Raw genomic sequence first — 15460 nt, 5'->3', positions numbered from 1 at the left:
GGACGCTTTCTCTCTAAAAGCGCCCTAAACTCAAGTAATCCTGTTGATTTACAATGTAAGAATAATGGTAAATAATTTCCTTTTGGACAAGCTCATGCTATCACTACTCTTGAAATTTGATCATATGGTGTAGGGAGTATGACTTTCGTTTGGGAGGTTATTTATGAATCTGGAACGTTTGGAACAAGCATTTGGCTCCCTCGTTTCTCCTACTCCTGCCCAGCTTAGACACGCTCTCGTCTCCCTATCTCCTTGCATGGAACAACTTGGTCCATACATCCCGGAGCCGCTAAACCTACCCTATGGACGCAAAGTATTATTCTCCACGCCACATGTAGAAGTTGTCTTGATCCATCTGCCGACAAATCAGGAATCCATCCCGCATAATCACGGTGATTCTTTTGGTTGGGAATTGGTAGTCTCAGGTACGCTAACGAATATAATTTATGTCCAGACGAATAATGAAAATGAAGTTCAACGAGCACAAACAACTCATGTCAGCACAGGTGAATACTATTTTGTAGAGCCTGGGGAAATTCATGCCATTCGCAACAATGGACAAAGTCCGGTTATTTCCGTGAACGTTTACAGTCCACCATTGCGTAATTGCCGCCAATATTGTCCCTTTGAACCACCATCGCAATACTGATTTACAGGTTTTCTGTTATTTCCGACAGCTCATCCGCAGAGCTGGCTACCTGTGCCACCGCTTGGTTCATATCTTCCATGACTTTGAAGAAGTTTTCCAGCTCCCGCTGAATCCGTGAGCTCTGTTCTTTACTGTCTGAGACAGCGCTCATGATTCCTTCAAAAAAGGCATTCGTCTCGTTTACTACCGCCGTGCTCGATTGGACTAGCGCCTGAATTTCTACCACGACAGATGAGAGGACTACCGTCTGTTGGTTCGTCTTCTCAATCAGCTCACGCACACCGAATACGGACTTTTTGGTCTGTTCTGCCAGCTTGCGTACCTCATCGGCTACGACGGCAAATCCGCGTCCCTGTTCGCCAGCACGTGCCGCTTCAATCGCAGCATTTAAAGCCAAGAGATTTGTCTGCTCGGCAATCGCCGTCACGACCTCTACAATCCCTTGGATTTTTTCGGCGTTTTCCTCCATCGCGTTCATTTCTTCCGAGATTTGCTTGACGCTACTCTGAATCAAGCGCATTTGTTCCTGTTGTTTTTCCAGCTTTTCTTTGCCTTCCCGGGACAGCTCTTGTGCTTTCGTGGAAAAGCCCGTGCCATTTTCAGCAAAACGAAGCACTTCTCTCGACTGTTCTGTCAATTGCACAACAGACGCGCTGTTTTCTTCTGAGACCGCTGCCAGTTCATGCGCAGAATTGGTCAGGAGGATTCGCAGCTCGTCCTTTTTGTCTTGATCCAATTGCCGCGCCTTTTCATGCTCGTTTTCATATTCCTCCAGCACAATTTGCTGTTCGATGTTGAGAATCTTGGTGACGGCCGTGACGGCTTGTACGAACTCGTCCTTGTCCGCGATGTTTTTATGCAAGAGATCAATCAAGGTAACCAGGATGTTTTGGAATGCGCTCAAGTACCATTTCGGTTCCAAGCCAATTCGCATATGAATAACCGCAATTCTACTACGCTGTTCAATGTAGGCGCTGTCGATGCGTCCGCTAAACATTTCACAGATATGGCGGTTCAGCGTTAATTTCAACCGTTCAATCGTGCTGTTTTGGTTTACAATCTTCATTAAAAGCGGTTCATTTTCAATACTGGCATAAAAATAATCTACAATAGCGTCAATATTTTGAATGATAAGTGGCTGAAGTGCTTTCACAATGCTCAATTCTTCTTCGGTCAGGTTGATCATTGCTAGTTGCTTCGCAAGGGTGTTTTTCCCTACAACGTTCACTTCCCCCTTTTCCTTCACCCCCTGAAAAAAAGATTCACTTTTTCCTTTCCCTTTCAAACCAAAAAAGGTGGAAAACGGACATGTGCTCATAGCCTGAACTCCTTTTATCCGAGTACATATATCTCTGGAATATCCTTTCAATTATATACTCCTTTACAAACGGGTGTAAACCGCCCACCTTGACCATGGGCGGTTGAATATGCCTAGCTAACTAACAGCTACATTTCCGCTTTTCTCACAACGACTCGTTGCAGCTTCCAGCTTGTCTTGTCCCATTTCCAGTACGACTCCACATACGCGATCGTATCGGCGTTGGCAACACCGCTGACTCTCTGCTCCCCTTTTAATTCACAGATGCCATCGCGGTTCTCATCGATGGGCTTGAGTACGCTGAACGTATTAGGCAAGACCTCTACTGGAGAAACCAGCTTCCCGTTCTTGTAGACACCATTTTCTTCATAGATTTTTTTGCGATCAGACAAATCGAGAACGACAGTCTCCCCCGTCTCCTTGATCGTCAACGGCACTTTGTATTGGTCCTGATAGGAGCCCGAAATCGTCAAGGGCTGCGGGACAGGCAAAATCGCCGGCTTATTGTCCTTGTCTGCGAACAAATAAAACTCAGACGTCCCTGCACTGCCCCCAGTCGGCGCCTGAAGCAAAATTTGTTGCACACCCCCTCCGGTAAAATCACAAAAGGACATCTCCGGCTGATAAGCGCCGTACGGTGTTGTAAAAAAGGTTGTTTTTTTCGCAACGGGGTCTTGAACCATGATTTTTAAGTGTTCAAAGTAAGGGCTGTCTGCCGCAAACCTCTTTCCTAGCAACGTGACGAGATCCGGTCGACCATCGCCTGTCACATCCTGCCGTTTGACCTGGATTTCCTCAAACACAGTCGGAGGAAGCTGTACATCTCTCGCCTCCAAGGCAAGAGCTGCTTGTCCCCACCCGGCTGCTGCCAACATCCATACGATACAGCCAATCATACCTGCCCTCTTGCTTGTCCACATGTCGCTACATCCACCTTTTCATCTGTTCAGCTTATCTGTAGTATGCAAAAAATGGCTTTGGTCATACCGTCCGAAACGGTAAAATAAGAGAGAGGGATCGAAGAAAGTGAGGAACACTATGGCAATGAAACGAGCGGTATTATTTGGAGTGACCGGACTCGTCGACCGTGGCCTCTCTTGGACTGGCAGGTGCGCATGAGTACGAATCAAAAGACTTACCATAGCTAGCCGCAGCGGGAAAAAGGACGAGTTGACGTTCATACATATAGGATGAAGGCTTTCATCGAGGAGGCGCACTCTCATGACGACTCCAAAACAACAGCGCGCATCAAAGGCTCCGCCTAGCCGTCGAGCACTTCGCTCCGCTTATGAACTGATTCTCACACAAATCTGGCCCCGCCTACCCGCCGCAACCGAATCCACTTGCAGGAGAATCAAACATGAAGATCAGACTTGTACAAAACGGAATCATCACTGAGATAGAAGACATCGAAGAGACTGTTACTCCACCTGTAAACGGGTTTTACTGGATTCATGCCGCTCCATTCGATTTGGATATTTTACAGCCGCTGTTCGGACTGCATCATCTGGCTGTCGAGGACTGCATCGACGAGGAAGAACAGCGGCCCAAGTTGCAAAACTACGATGATCATTACTTTATAGTCATCAATGGCATTACTTTCCACAATCATGATATCTTCTTGCGTGAGATCAATATTTTTTTGGGCAGCAGCACCATCATCACCGTAACGAAGCAGGAGGCCCCCGAATTTACTACCATGTTTTCGATCATCCGGGAAAAAGAAGTCAATCGCCCCGATGCGTTTCTGTATTACTTGGTCGATCAAATTGTCGATCGTTATTTTGATGTGACTGAAAAAATTGAAGACCTGCTCGAAGATCTGGAAGAACAAATTTTGATGCACACGAAAAAATCCCATCTGGATCAAATTATCGGGCTGCGCAGTGAAATCTTGTACGCCCGTAAAATGCTTGTTCCCCAGCGGGATTTGATTGATGCCCTACATAAAAAAGAACTCCCGCTGATTCAACCTTATCTGCGGAAGTACTTTGGCGATATTGTAGAGGATGCCAGCAAAATTGTAGAGAGCTTTGAAGCTTTTCGCGAACTCATCGGGAACTTGCGCGAAGCATATCAAGCAGCGCTTGCTGGTAGAGCCAACGATATTATGCGTGTTTTTACCGCCTTGACAACGATTTTTATGCCATTGACAATTGTGACGGGTATATACGGGATGAACTTTGATGTGATGCCTGAGCTGCGTTCACCCTACGGCTATTACATCGTTCTGGGATGTATGGCGGCGATAGGCACGACGATGTATATCATTTTTAAAAAGAAGGACTGGCTCTGATTAGACCAAATCGCCACAGGCGATGATCATGAGCGTCAGCATTTTGGACAAGTCACACTCATAGGGATGCTCGATATCCCGCCCTTCCTCATCTACCAGCACTCTGACGATCGGGCGGCTCGGCATTCCTTTGTTCGAATCGACAACAACACCAGACAAACCATTGTTCAGCGTGACGGTCAGACCAACAGGGTAGAGTGCAATCGTATTTCGCAAAGCCTCTACATACGCCTGGTCAAACAGTTTGCCTGAACCGGAGTAGAGCACCTCCATCGCTTCATGAGGAAGCATTCCGCGACGGTACACCCGATGCGACGTCAGGGCATCGAAAACATCAGCCACTGCCATCAAGCGACCAAACGGGTGAATCTCTTCTTTTTTCAGGTGCCGTGGATAACCGGAGCCATCCCAGCGCTCGTGATGCTGAAAAGCGCAGTGGGCTGCAAGCAACGGAATGTCGTCTTGCCGACGAAGCATCTCAAAACCGATCTCCGTATGTCTTTTCATGATTTCAAATTCTTCTTGCGTAAGGCGGCCCGGCTTTTTCAAAATGTCGTCTGGGATATGCACTTTTCCGATATCGTGGAGCATACCGCCAATACTTATCTCCAACACATCTTTTTCCGAGCAGCCGGTATTTATGGCGAGAGCTGTGCTGTACAAGGCAACGTTAAATGAGTGCGTGAATATGTAATTGTCGAAGGCGCAAGCATCTGCCAATAAATTCATGGCTGAATCACTGTTGTTCAATTCATCCGCAACGATTTGCATGACGTCCCGGAGCTTACGTCCCAAACCCTTGTCCGAAAAAAGCTGCTGCCATTTGTCCGGGACTTGATGAACGGTTCGGAATGCATCGTGAATCATGGACATTGCTTGTCTGCGAGTATTTTCGGAAATGACTGTCTCCACGATAATATCATCGGTGCGCTTGTCTTGGATGTAGAGACTGTTCACGTTTTTATTTTTGAGTCGAGCTATCATTCGTTGGGTCAGTTCTACTCCAGCTCCAACGAGAATCGTTCCATTCTCTGTATAGATGGAACGAGCCAGTTTATCACCCGGCTGGCATTTTTGAATGGATTTCAGTCGCATTTCCTTTCCTTCCCTTTCCTCAGGGTATCCCTATTATAGCGTGATTCGACTTGATTCTACATGAAATTTTTTCTAGATATTCTTTTCACGTCTACCGAGGAAAGACACTTAAGACGAGTTTGTCCGGAAGAATCCTTGTTTGCAAGGGAGATGATCGTATGCCGCTTATCGAAAAAGAATTAACGCAGCCTCTTTCATTATGTGACCAGGACGGCCGCTTGCTTCCCGAAGCGATTGGCTGGTCCCGCTATCCGTTGCATGACTGCCAATTTAGCGGGCATTGGCTTCGCCGGAAAAAATGGAATTTTTGGTTTATCACCGCGCCTGAATGTGCGTTGTCGATTGCGATGGTCAATCTGGATTACGCTGGCATTGTCTTTGTCCATTTTATTGATCTGACGACAGGGGAAACCGCGGACAATGCTGTTACGGTTCCTTTTGGTGCAGGGATTCGGCTTGGTGCCACCGTAGATGAGCCTTGCCATTTTGCGAGCCGCAAGCTCTCCGTCTCCTTTCAACCCGGAGCCAGCGGAACGAGTATAGAAGCGACTGCCATTTGTCCCGGCGATAAGCCTCTCTCGCTCGACATCGTGATTGATCCGCCAGCCGAGTCCTTAAATGTCGTGATCCCGTGGAGTGCAGAGCGCTTTCAGTTTACATCGAAGCAAACGGCCCGACCCGTGCACGGCACCATTGCCTACAACGGGAAAACCTATGTGCTCGATCGGCAGAATGCTTTTGCCAGTCTGGATTTTGGACGTGGCGTTTGGCCGTATCACACTCGCTGGAACTGGACGACCTGCTCTTTCCGTCACGCGGAGGGTGTCGCGGGCTTTAACTTTGGCAAAGGCTGGACGGACGGAACTGGTATGACGGAAAATGGCTTGATGATTGATGGTGTCCTCTACAAGCTGAGTGAACAAATTCGTTTTTCTTACAATCCTGACAACCGGATGCTCCCTTGGACGCTTGCGAGTGAAGAATCTTCTGCGGTACGCCTCACCTTTACGCCGCTTTTTGCCCGAACCGAGCATAAAAATTTTGCGGTGGTGCGGACCACTCTGCATCAAGTAATCGGCCGATATGACGGGACACTCTCAATACCTGATGGAAAAACAATTGCAGTGCAAAGCAAGATCGGAATCTGTGAAGAACAAAATGCCCGTTGGTAACAAGGCGCGAAAAACTGAAAAACCTTTGTCCCGGGACAAAGGTTTTTTCTATAGGCAAACCGTTTGATGTTTTACAGCATTTTCACGACAGCATCCCGCCCAATCATGCCAGCAGTAATCCCCTTCTTCTCCGCCGTCGTCGTCACGGACTCCAGCGGTGCATCCAGCAATTCCTGTATGGTCTTGACCCCCACCGCACGACCTGCAAGAATTTCTCTCGCTGCTAACCTTTCGTTTAATAGCCCCACATCCAGCGCTCCACACATGATGTATCCATGATCGGTCGTTACAGCCAATAGCGTCGTCTTGGGCAAACGAACGGTGACAGCAATAGCCGTCCCCTCTGGAAAGTGGATTGGCACTACCTCGACCATCAAGATTCCTCCTTTTTCTCTCCTGTCTGTTGGCATACCATCCTATGACATGTAGCAGAGAAAGGTGAGGTTTCAATGAGGGAGTTCCCTGATCGAATTTTAATGCATGATGCCTGTCGGAAAGTGCTCATCCTCCATCGCGACTTTCCGTTTCATGACTTCAATCATATACGTTGCGAGCATGTGAAACAGCTCTTCCTCGTCCATTTCCTCGACCAAGTCCAACAAATCATCCCGAGACTGCTCAGCGAGAATGCCAACGACAACTGCTGTAATGTCCTCTTCATCGCCATTAAAATGTCCTCTGTACAGCTCGTAAACTTCATCAATGAAGCGCATCACTCGTCTCCTCCCGTTTTTCGATAGCATTCCCGAAAAAACGGTCTCTACGATTGGTTTTTTGGCGTGGACGATATCTTTTCCCACCGGGGAAGAAACGCATTTTGAAGCATCTGCTGATCCTGTATCGTGGTGGCGAGCACTTCACGCAGCATCTCGGGTAAGAAAAACGCAACCTCACTGCCGAGCAGCAATTCAGGAAACATGCGATTGTACATAAACATGTCGATCGTCCCGACTCGATACAGACGTTCGCGATCAAGCGGTTGCCCGTTGACTTCAATCTGGATAATTTGCGGTTGGTTATTCTCACTGTAGCGGATGTGTAGTCCGTCCACACACATCCAGCCTTCTATTTTGCCGCGAAAACCGTACCCTCGCAGCTCCCGATGAACCATTTCCGGTTGAATGGCTTGCTCCAGAACAGTGGTGAGCTGCGCCCCTGTAATCGTGACAGCGCAGGCATTGATCGGGTGGGGAATACTGTGCAGCAAATCGGCAAAAGACAAGCTGCCCCGTGGCAAATCGGCAAGCAACAGCCCGCCATTTGCCATGCCGATCTCAGCACCCGTCCATTTGCGAATACTCGCTGCGATGAAGGAGCCATAGGGGGTCTCCTCCGTCCAGCCTATGTGCATGTCTTGCTCCAGTTGAGCAATTGGCTGAAACAAACGAGTTTCTGCCCATACTTTTTCACTCTCGATGAATTGGCTCAATGATTCGTCTACCTGATACTGTTCTGTGTGAAAAAGCTCTGCACGCACGTCTGTGATGCCATTATGAGTCCTGTCCCAGACGAGCTCTACATGACCGACATACTCTCCAAACCGCCCAGCTTGTGTGATCAAGGTGCCTCCCAGGCGTTCTCCATGAGGCAGTGCCCGGTGAGAGTGTCCGCCCAAAATGATATCCAGCCCATCGACTTCACTAGCCAGCACACAATCTGTCTGATAGCCGAGATGCGATAGCAAAATGACAACATCCACTGACGAGCGCAATGCCGCAATCTGCTCACGCAATATCGGAATCGGTTCCTTGATTTCCCAGCCCATACTCTGATAAGAGGGTCCAAAGGGAATCGTCATTCCCAAGATCGCCAGCCGCAGCTCGCCTATGGTATGAATGGCGTATGGTACAGCCCAAGACGGGACAGAATTGGTTGTCGGTTCAAACAGATTGCCCGTAATGATCGGGAAGCGTGCATCTGTGTACAGTTCATTCAGCTTGTCTTTTGGGAGTGTGATGCCTTCGTTGTTTCCGATCGTCGCGTATTGAATCCCGCTTCGGTTCATGATCTCGACATTTGTTTTCCCAAAGCTCGCTTCTGATCGGATATCCATTCGATCCATATGGTCCCCAATATCGACCGTCAGCACATGCTCTCCCCTGCCCTCCCACTCTTCTCGGTGTATGCTCAGGCAGGTTGCAATTCGCGGCATCGTATCAAAATGGCTGTGCAAGTCATTCGTGTGCAAAATGTGTAAGGTACAGGTGTCAGCCACGACTTTCCCCTCCCTCTCGTCTCATTATCCAAAAATCGCTTCTCCGATCATTTGTATGGCAATTCCCAATATCAGAACACGCAAAAACAGCACGATGGTGCGACCCTTCATTTTACTGGCAATAATCGCTCCGAGCTTTCCGCCCGCCCATGCCCCTGGCGCGAGCATCGCTGCATACAGCCAGTGTACGTTGTCGTGGAAGATATTCGTGATTGATCCAACCACCGCTGATAAAAAGATGACCACCATAGAAGTAGCCGTGGCAATGTGTGGCGGGAAACGAAACAAAATCATCATGGCTGGAACCATCAGGATGCCGCCCCCCACGCCAAATAGCGACGAGGTAATCCCTACAAAGAAGGCAATCGTAATCACGGACCATTTGCTATACCCGTACACATATTCATTTCCTTCGTTGTCGACGAAGTGGCGTTGGACTTCCCACTTGATGCTGCGTGGTTTGATCTTGTCTTTGACCATCAATACGACGAACATACAGAGCTGAAACAAGCCAAACAGCAGCGAAAAGCCCTCCACTGCTAGTAATGTATTAAGATACACGCCCACAATAGCACCCGGGGCACTCCCGATGAAAAAGAGCATAGCACTCTCTTTATCTACTTTTTTTTGTTTGAAATAAGAAAGGGAGGAAGACAGGGCCGTTACCGCAATCACGATTAGCGAAGTCGCCGCTGCTACTTGCGGGTTCATCGATCCAGGCATGTACCAATTCCCAAAATACAGCAGAGCAGGCACGAAAAAAATCCCACCACCCAGACCCGCGATACTGCCAATGACGCCAGCCACGACTCCGATGATGACAAACAAGATGGCAATTACTGCAAGCATGATACTCCCCTTCTTTCTTGCTACGTGGAGAACAGGTCCATCTGACGAGGATTCAGCCCAGTAGGTGCAAGGCCAAGCATCTCCGAAAACTGCTTCGCATTCGCTGCGGCATCTCCTCCAGAGTTATTGTTGAACAAAATGCAGACTTCATCCGCTTCCCGTTCGAGCAGTCTGATGTGTTCAACCCACTCTGCGAGCTCTGTCTCACTGTATCGATATAAATAACGGACATCTCGCCAATTTTGTCCCTCTCCGGGATCTCGCCAGCCCGCTTTGTTGCGCCCATGAAAGCGGACCAACGCCAAGGATGGCTTCGTCACGGCAGGAACAATCGGGACGGAGCCTTTTCCGACCTGTGGTTCATCACATACGACATGTGTCGCTTCGATCTTGTGCAAGAAATCAAGCGTTCGCTCTGAATACCGTGGTTCAAACCAGCTTTGATGGCGAAACTCCACCGCAAACGGATACGCCTGCATGGCTTGGCGGCAAGCAGTCACATACTGGACATGCTCCCGGGTACAATCGAACCACGGCGGAAACTGAAACAGCAATGCTTTGAGCTTGCCTGCCTCCACGACAGGCTGAATACTCTCCTCAAACAGACGAAACAATTCCCGTTTGCTTGCCGAAGCGTCCCCTCGTTGATGTCCCGTCATCCCTTGATGAGGCTTGACGATAAAGCCAAATCGTTCAGGCGTATCCTTCACCCACGATTCGTAATTTCGCTGTGGTAAAATAGCGTAAAAAGAACTATCCACCTCTACAATTGGAAAGTGGCTGGCATATACGGACAGCTTGTCTCGATTGCGCACACCTTGTACGTACAATTCGTGCTGATCTCCCCAGCCGCAAACTCCCACTTGTATCGTAGTCATCGAATGCTAACCTCCAAATCATAGCCGAATAGAGAAGAAGGACGAAAACCGAATGAAAAATCCTGCTTGGTTGGGTGACCCCTTTGCGATTAAGGATAACAAAATATTCCTGACGAAAAAAGTAGCGAAACGCCTCCTGGCCGAAGCACAAGAGGCGTTTCCTTATGAGTATTCTGCTTTGCTCGCAGGTCATGGAGCAACGATTACGACCTGTGTACCAATGCCCATCTCCCCTGACAAGCACGTATTCGCTTGGGATGGGACAACATTTCTTCAAGCCTTGCAACACATCCGCAGGAACAATCTTCAATGGCTAGGTGTCTTGCATACACACCCACATACACTGCCAATCCCTTCTGCACGCGACATAGCAGGCTGGCATTATCCCACGCTCAGCTATTGGATTGTGGGCCTCGCATCCGCACAGCCAGCATGGCATGTCTATCAATGGGTACAGAATGGCAATAGCGGATCATTTGAAGCACGTAGCTATACACTGACAGAAGCGGCTTGTGACGATGGGGAAACCACTGGTTCCTCTCCTCCAAAAAACTCTTGATACAAAGCAATCACAGCACGGTCTGCCTCTTCGGCTTTTACACCGAACATCATGCTTACTTCCGATGACCCCTGATTGATCATTTCCAAATTGATTTTCGCAGCAGCCAACGCCGTAGTGGCTCGCGCAGTTGTCCCCACAGATTGACGCATGCCCTCCCCGACAATCATGACGAGTGCCAGACTATGCTGAACAGCGACATCATCAGCGAGCAGCTCTCGGCGGATGCGCTCTACAATCCGCTGTTCCTTCTCTTCCGTGAGATCTCGCTCTCGGAGAATGACAGAAATGTTATCAATTCCAGATGGCGTGTGTTCATACGAAAGCCCTTCCTCCTCCAGAATTTGCAGCAGCTTGCGACCAAAGCCAATTTCACGGTTCATCAAATACTTGCTGACGTAAACGCTGCAAAAGCCGCCGTCACTTGCAATCCCCGACACTCTGTTTGTAGCAGATCCTCTCTCGGCCACAATCATCGTACCAGGCGCAGACGGATTGTTTGTATTCTTGATGCATACTGGTATATCTGCTTGATATGCGGGAATCAACGCTTCCTCGTGGAACACACTAAAACCGGAATAGGACAGCTCCCTCATCTCACGGTACGTAATCTCTGTCACTTTTTTCGGATCGGCAATCAGGTTTGGGTTGACCACATACACCGAGTCGACATCTGTAAAATTCTCGTAGACCTCTGCCTGAACTGCCGCAGCCAAAATCGATCCCGTAATATCCGAGCCACCTCGTGAAAAAGTAACCAGATCACCGGCACGCGAATAGCCGAAAAATCCTGGGAAAATGACGATTCCCTCCCGCTCTCGCAATGTCGCCAATTTGGCATACGCTTCAGGGAGGATATGAGCATTGCTTGCTTCATCTGTAACCAGCATTCCTGCGTCCTTTGGATTGATGTAGGTCGCGACCTCACCCAGGCTCTGCAAATAACGAGCGACAACTTTGGCGCATGTATCCTCTCCGGCAGCTTTGACCGCATCCATGAATCTGTCTGCGGACAAGCCCGCCTTGTTTGCGAGAACCTCCTCGAGCTCCGCTTCGATCGCTTGGCCGATCTCGGCAGAAAGACCGAGTTCGGCCACAATCTCCCGATAGCGCAGGAAAATGGCTTGTTTTGCTTCCTCTGTAGGCTCCCCAGCCAAAGATCGCTCAGCATAGGCAATTAACAAATCAGTAACCTTCGTATCTTCCTTGTTCCGTTTCCCAGGTGCCGATACAACAATCAACCGTCTGTCCCGATCCGCCATAACAATTTGGCATACTTTTTTTATTTGCTCGGCATTCGCCAGAGATGTTCCCCCAAATTTTGCTACCTTCATGATTGATTCCTCCACCCAACTCTCACGTCTTATGCTTTTACTAGCTTAATTTATCCACACAAAAAGAACAAGTGTCTTTTCCACGGAGACACACAGGAATATTCATCAAGATTTGTCGCATAGTAACGGTGAGTACATCATCACGTACAGCTACCTAGCACCATAGTCTCTGCAACGAGGTGAACGAATGAAAAAGCATATCCTCTTTTTCCCCCTTTTGCTCGCTGTCATTCTTGCTCCTTCCTTCAGCGAGACAGCCAATGCCATTCGGGGAAAAAATCGCGAGTATTACGAAACAAGAGGAGATATCGTTTGGGAAGTACCGACAGAGAGCAAGGTGATTGCCCTTACCTTTGACGATGGTCCTGATCAGGTATACACTCCTCAGATCGCAGCGCTGCTGAAGCAGTATCAAGCGAAATCCACCTTTTTTGTCGTAGGCAATCGTGTGAGCGAGTACCCGGAAATTGTCAAATCTCTCGCGAATGATCAACATGAGATTGCCAATCACACTTACAGTCATCCTGATATACGAAAGCTGTCAGCGAAACGACTGTTAGAAGAGGTGCAAAAAACACAAGAGACAATTTATTCGGCAACAGGGGTTCGTCCCACCCTCTTTCGTCCTCCGGGGGGATATTATGACGAGACCGTAGTCGATACAGCCAAACAAGCCGGTTTTCTCGTGATTATGTGGTCATGGCATCAAGACACACGTGATTGGAGCGACCCCGGTGTAAAAAAGATCGTCAACAAGGTTTTGAACAACGCTCGGAATGGAGACATCGTGCTATTTCACGATTACGGAGGCAATCGAAAACAGACTGTACAAGCTCTCGAGCAAATATTGCCTGAACTGAAAAATAGAGGGTATAAATTCGTCACGGTCAGCGAATTGTTGAGAGGATACGGACGCGCGAAACAGGTAGACTACCCTTGATTTTCTGCATAAAAAAGTGCCCCTCGCTAAAAAGGGGCACTTCTCCTCTGATCGATTTGATTATTTCTTTTCGTCCTCCGAAATAGAATCGGTCTCAACCTGAACTTTTACAGGTACAGGCGGTTGCTGCGCGGGCACGTTACCACCCTTTTGCATAAAGTCCGAGATCATTTTATTCATATCCAAACCAGACACGTCTTTTAACATCTCCGGCAGTTGGGCCATCAGCTTCGTAACATTCCCGCTCAGACGATTGACGCCATCTCCCTGACCGCCTCCTGCATCCACGATTGTTACTTTGTCGATCGCTTTCATTGGCTCGGCAACTTTCTCAGCCAGCTCAGGAAGCATTTTCGCAATAATATCGAGGACAGCCGCATGACCGAATTTTTCAAATGCTTCAGCCAGCTTCTCTTTCCCTTCTGCTTCGGCTTCGAGCTTGAGGCGTGTGACTTCTGCCTCAGCGCTACCACGGGCTTTTTCAGCCTCGGCAATCGCCAAGCCTTCCAGACGCTTCTGCTCGGCATTTGCTTTTGCTTCAGCTTCAATGCGGTACTTGATCGCGTCTGCTTCTCTCAGCTTCTTCGCCTTTTCCGCTTCTGCCGCCTGTTCCACAGAGTAGCGGTCGGCGTCGGCCTTTTTCTTCACTTCCGCATCATATTGCTTTTCGCGGCGAAGAATTTCTTTTTCCTCCAGCTCGATTTCCTTCTGCTTGCGGACGAGATCGATCTTCATCTCTTCTTCTGTCACCTGCTGCTTGGCGACAGCTTCTTGCAGCTTATAGGCCTGGTCCGCACTCGCCTTCGCTTTGTCCTGCTCTTGCTTAAACGCCGCTACCTTCAGTTCTTTTTCCTTTTCAGCTTCGGCAATATTCGTTTCCTTCAGCAGCTCTGCCTTGCGTGCCTCTTCCTCTGCCTGAGCCTGCTTGATCCGCGCTTCTTTGTCCGCATCAGCCTGCGAGATGGTCGCATCGCGCTTCACCGCAGCGATTTGCGGTATTCCAAGAGCAGCTAAATAGCCGTTTTTGTCCCGGACATCCTTGATCGTGAAGCTGACAACGGACAGCCCCATTTTTTTCAAATCCTTTGTTGCTACCGCTTGCACCTCTTGTGCGAATCGCTCACGGTTCTTGTAAATTTCCTCTACCGTCATACTGCCGAGGATTGCCCGCAAATAGCCTTCGAGAACCTCCTGTGCTTCTCCGCGCAGCGCCTCGTCACTCTTGCCCATAAATTGCTCGGATGCAGTCGCGATATCTTCAATCGAGCCGCCTACCTTGATGATTGCAACGCCATCTGCCATGACAGGAACGCCCTGCTCGGTGTACACCTCAGGAGTCGATACGTCCAGTTTATGAGACAGAAGACTCAGAAAGTTTGCTTGTTGAAAAATAGGGAGGATAAATGCGCCGCCTCCGCGGACGATCTTCATCTTGCGCCCGGATTCGTCACTGAGTACGTTTTTCGAGCCGAGATAGCTACCCGTCACGATCATGGCTTCATCTGCACCCACTGTTTTGTAACGGGCCCAAAAAGCAATACCCAAAACGAGAAAGACTGCTACGACAACACCTACTATCGTCAAAATGCCAGGATCTAACATCATTTCCCATCTCCTTCGCCAGATTCAGTGTAAAAGGGGATCACATACAAGACATGGTCACGGACCTCGACTACGACGACACGGGTTCCTTGCGGGATAATCTGGCCCTCCAGACTCGCTGCCATATGGTAAGTGGTTCCACTAATCATCGGCAGCAGCACCTCTCCCAGTCCTTCTGCCGGAATTGTCGTCCCGACTTCTCCCAGCTTTCCTCCTAGTTGACTCATGGAATAGCTCGTGGAATTTTCCGCATGACTCATCGGCTTTACCCACAGGAAGTAAGAGACAAGAGCCAAAGCGAAACCAATGACAGCAGCCAGCATCAATCCGACAAGCGCACCAAGAGAAGTGTACCTGGACAACAGATACCCCGCTCCGCCAAAAGCAGTCATGCCGCTGACCAACAAAATGGGCTGAGCAAAAGGCAGATGCAGATGTCCCAACCAATCCGAGAGCGTATCGCCGAACAACAGTGAGATGACCGTGTAGAGTAGACCAAGTACAAGGCAGACCATGTAGACGGTTTCAAGTACGCCCACGACTGTCCCCCCTT

At 49.0% G+C, this 15460-nt stretch carries 16 protein-coding genes; 5 read left to right on the top strand and 11 right to left on the bottom strand.

The window, feature by feature from the left end; all coding sequences use genetic code 11:
• Nucleotides 1-163 precede the first annotated feature (163 nt).
• Nucleotides 164-649 carry a cysteine dioxygenase gene (locus tag M3630_RS18640; protein WP_251253038.1) on the top strand — a complete coding sequence of 162 codons (486 nt, stop codon included), beginning with the start codon at nt 164-166 and terminating at the stop codon, nt 647-649.
• Nucleotide 650: 1 nt separating this feature from the next.
• Here the strand turns inward: M3630_RS18640 and M3630_RS18635 are convergent, their stop codons facing one another.
• Nucleotides 651-1967, bottom strand: a complete 1317-nt coding sequence (locus M3630_RS18635) for a globin-coupled sensor protein (protein ID WP_232773479.1) — start codon at nt 1965-1967, stop codon at nt 651-653.
• Between the two features lie 128 nt (nt 1968-2095).
• Nucleotides 2096-2887, bottom strand: coding sequence for a hypothetical protein (locus M3630_RS18630; RefSeq protein WP_251253037.1), 792 nt, complete (start codon nt 2885-2887; stop codon nt 2096-2098).
• Between the two features lie 440 nt (nt 2888-3327).
• Between M3630_RS18630 and corA the strand changes: the two genes are divergently transcribed.
• On the top strand, nt 3328-4263 hold the full coding sequence (gene corA / locus M3630_RS18625; RefSeq protein ID WP_251253036.1) for a magnesium/cobalt transporter CorA: 936 nt from the start codon (nt 3328-3330) through the stop codon (nt 4261-4263).
• Here corA and M3630_RS18620 read toward each other — a convergent pair whose 3' ends face one another.
• On the bottom strand, nt 4264-5358 hold the full coding sequence (locus M3630_RS18620) for an HD-GYP domain-containing protein (RefSeq protein ID WP_173610024.1): 1095 nt from the start codon (nt 5356-5358) through the stop codon (nt 4264-4266). It abuts the gene before it with no gap.
• A gap of 158 nt (nt 5359-5516) precedes the next feature.
• Here M3630_RS18620 and M3630_RS18615 point away from each other — a divergent pair, with 158 nt between their 5' ends.
• Nucleotides 5517-6530, top strand: coding sequence for a DUF2804 domain-containing protein (locus M3630_RS18615; protein WP_251253035.1), 1014 nt, complete (start codon nt 5517-5519; stop codon nt 6528-6530).
• 71 nt (nt 6531-6601) lie between these two features.
• Here the strand turns inward: M3630_RS18615 and M3630_RS18610 are convergent, their stop codons facing one another.
• The 5 genes from M3630_RS18610 to M3630_RS18590 all read right to left on the bottom strand — a co-directional run bounded on the left by M3630_RS18610 (nt 6602) and on the right by M3630_RS18590 (nt 10472).
• Nucleotides 6602-6904: a YunC family protein gene (locus tag M3630_RS18610; protein WP_047073052.1), complete on the bottom strand. Its 303-nt coding sequence runs from the start codon at nt 6902-6904 to the stop codon at nt 6602-6604.
• 99 nt (nt 6905-7003) lie between these two features.
• On the bottom strand, nt 7004-7243 hold the full coding sequence (locus M3630_RS18605; protein ID WP_173610022.1) for a DUF6154 family protein: 240 nt from the start codon (nt 7241-7243) through the stop codon (nt 7004-7006).
• Between the two features lie 47 nt (nt 7244-7290).
• Nucleotides 7291-8745: a bifunctional metallophosphatase/5'-nucleotidase gene (locus tag M3630_RS18600; protein ID WP_251253034.1), complete on the bottom strand. Its 1455-nt coding sequence runs from the start codon at nt 8743-8745 to the stop codon at nt 7291-7293.
• A 24-nt stretch (nt 8746-8769) separates the two neighbouring features.
• Nucleotides 8770-9594, bottom strand: a complete 825-nt coding sequence (locus M3630_RS18595) for a sulfite exporter TauE/SafE family protein (protein WP_173610020.1) — start codon at nt 9592-9594, stop codon at nt 8770-8772.
• 20 nt (nt 9595-9614) lie between these two features.
• A complete protein-coding gene (locus M3630_RS18590; RefSeq protein ID WP_173610019.1) occupies nt 9615-10472 on the bottom strand; it encodes a DUF72 domain-containing protein in 858 nt (285 codons plus the stop codon).
• Between the two features lie 52 nt (nt 10473-10524).
• Here M3630_RS18590 and M3630_RS18585 point away from each other — a divergent pair, with 52 nt between their 5' ends.
• Nucleotides 10525-11031, top strand: coding sequence for a M67 family metallopeptidase (locus tag M3630_RS18585; RefSeq protein WP_251253033.1), 507 nt, complete (start codon nt 10525-10527; stop codon nt 11029-11031).
• Here the strand turns inward: M3630_RS18585 and M3630_RS18580 are convergent.
• The gene (locus M3630_RS18580) at nt 10962-12365 is read right to left on the bottom strand and encodes an aspartate kinase (RefSeq protein WP_251253032.1); all 1404 of its coding nucleotides are present in this window, start codon (nt 12363-12365) and stop codon (nt 10962-10964) included. The genes M3630_RS18585 and M3630_RS18580 overlap by 70 nt on opposite strands.
• A 187-nt stretch (nt 12366-12552) precedes the next feature.
• On the opposite strand from M3630_RS18580, the gene M3630_RS18575 reads away from it, so the two are divergent.
• Nucleotides 12553-13305, top strand: coding sequence for a polysaccharide deacetylase family protein (locus M3630_RS18575; RefSeq protein ID WP_237899269.1), 753 nt, complete (start codon nt 12553-12555; stop codon nt 13303-13305).
• A 60-nt stretch (nt 13306-13365) separates the two neighbouring features.
• Here M3630_RS18575 and M3630_RS18570 read toward each other — a convergent pair whose 3' ends face one another.
• Nucleotides 13366-14907 carry a flotillin lipid rafts scaffold protein FloT gene (locus M3630_RS18570; RefSeq protein WP_221868015.1) on the bottom strand — a complete coding sequence of 514 codons (1542 nt, stop codon included), beginning with the start codon at nt 14905-14907 and terminating at the stop codon, nt 13366-13368.
• Entirely contained in the window at nt 14907-15446 is a 540-nt protein-coding gene (locus tag M3630_RS18565; RefSeq protein ID WP_221867872.1) for an NfeD family membrane protein, read from the bottom strand. Before M3630_RS18565 ends, M3630_RS18570 begins: the two co-directional genes overlap by 1 nt.
• Between the last annotated feature and the right edge of the window lie 14 nt (nt 15447-15460).

The sequence above is a fragment of the Brevibacillus sp. MER 51 genome, from assembly GCF_023714195.1.
In the GTDB taxonomy this organism is placed as follows: domain Bacteria; phylum Bacillota; class Bacilli; order Brevibacillales; family Brevibacillaceae; genus Brevibacillus.
Note: the sequence above shows the minus strand (reverse complement) of the source record. Positions and strands in the feature narration are given on the sequence as shown.

Bases quoted from the DNA above. Each gene is read 5' to 3' on its own strand.
- M3630_RS18570 (WP_221868015.1), bottom strand. From the start codon at position 14,907: ATGTTAGATCCTGGCATTTTGACGATAGTAGGTGTTGTCGTAGCAGTC.
- M3630_RS18615 (WP_251253035.1), top strand. From the start codon at position 5,517: ATGCCGCTTATCGAAAAAGAATTAACGCAGCCTCTTTCATTATGTGAC.
- M3630_RS18575 (WP_237899269.1), top strand. From the start codon at position 12,553: ATGAAAAAGCATATCCTCTTTTTCCCCCTTTTGCTCGCTGTCATTCTT.
- M3630_RS18640 (WP_251253038.1), top strand. From the start codon at position 164: ATGAATCTGGAACGTTTGGAACAAGCATTTGGCTCCCTCGTTTCTCCT.
- corA (WP_251253036.1), top strand. From the start codon at position 3,328: ATGAAGATCAGACTTGTACAAAACGGAATCATCACTGAGATAGAAGAC.
- M3630_RS18595 (WP_173610020.1), bottom strand. From the start codon at position 9,594: ATGCTTGCAGTAATTGCCATCTTGTTTGTCATCATCGGAGTCGTGGCT.
- M3630_RS18580 (WP_251253032.1), bottom strand. From the start codon at position 12,365: ATGAAGGTAGCAAAATTTGGGGGAACATCTCTGGCGAATGCCGAGCAA.
- M3630_RS18610 (WP_047073052.1), bottom strand. From the start codon at position 6,904: ATGGTCGAGGTAGTGCCAATCCACTTTCCAGAGGGGACGGCTATTGCT.
- M3630_RS18635 (WP_232773479.1), bottom strand. From the start codon at position 1,967: ATGAGCACATGTCCGTTTTCCACCTTTTTTGGTTTGAAAGGGAAAGGA.
- M3630_RS18585 (WP_251253033.1), top strand. From the start codon at position 10,525: ATGAAAAATCCTGCTTGGTTGGGTGACCCCTTTGCGATTAAGGATAAC.
- M3630_RS18620 (WP_173610024.1), bottom strand. From the start codon at position 5,358: ATGCGACTGAAATCCATTCAAAAATGCCAGCCGGGTGATAAACTGGCT.
- M3630_RS18605 (WP_173610022.1), bottom strand. From the start codon at position 7,243: ATGCGCTTCATTGATGAAGTTTACGAGCTGTACAGAGGACATTTTAAT.
- M3630_RS18630 (WP_251253037.1), bottom strand. From the start codon at position 2,887: ATGTGGACAAGCAAGAGGGCAGGTATGATTGGCTGTATCGTATGGATG.
- M3630_RS18590 (WP_173610019.1), bottom strand. From the start codon at position 10,472: ATGACTACGATACAAGTGGGAGTTTGCGGCTGGGGAGATCAGCACGAA.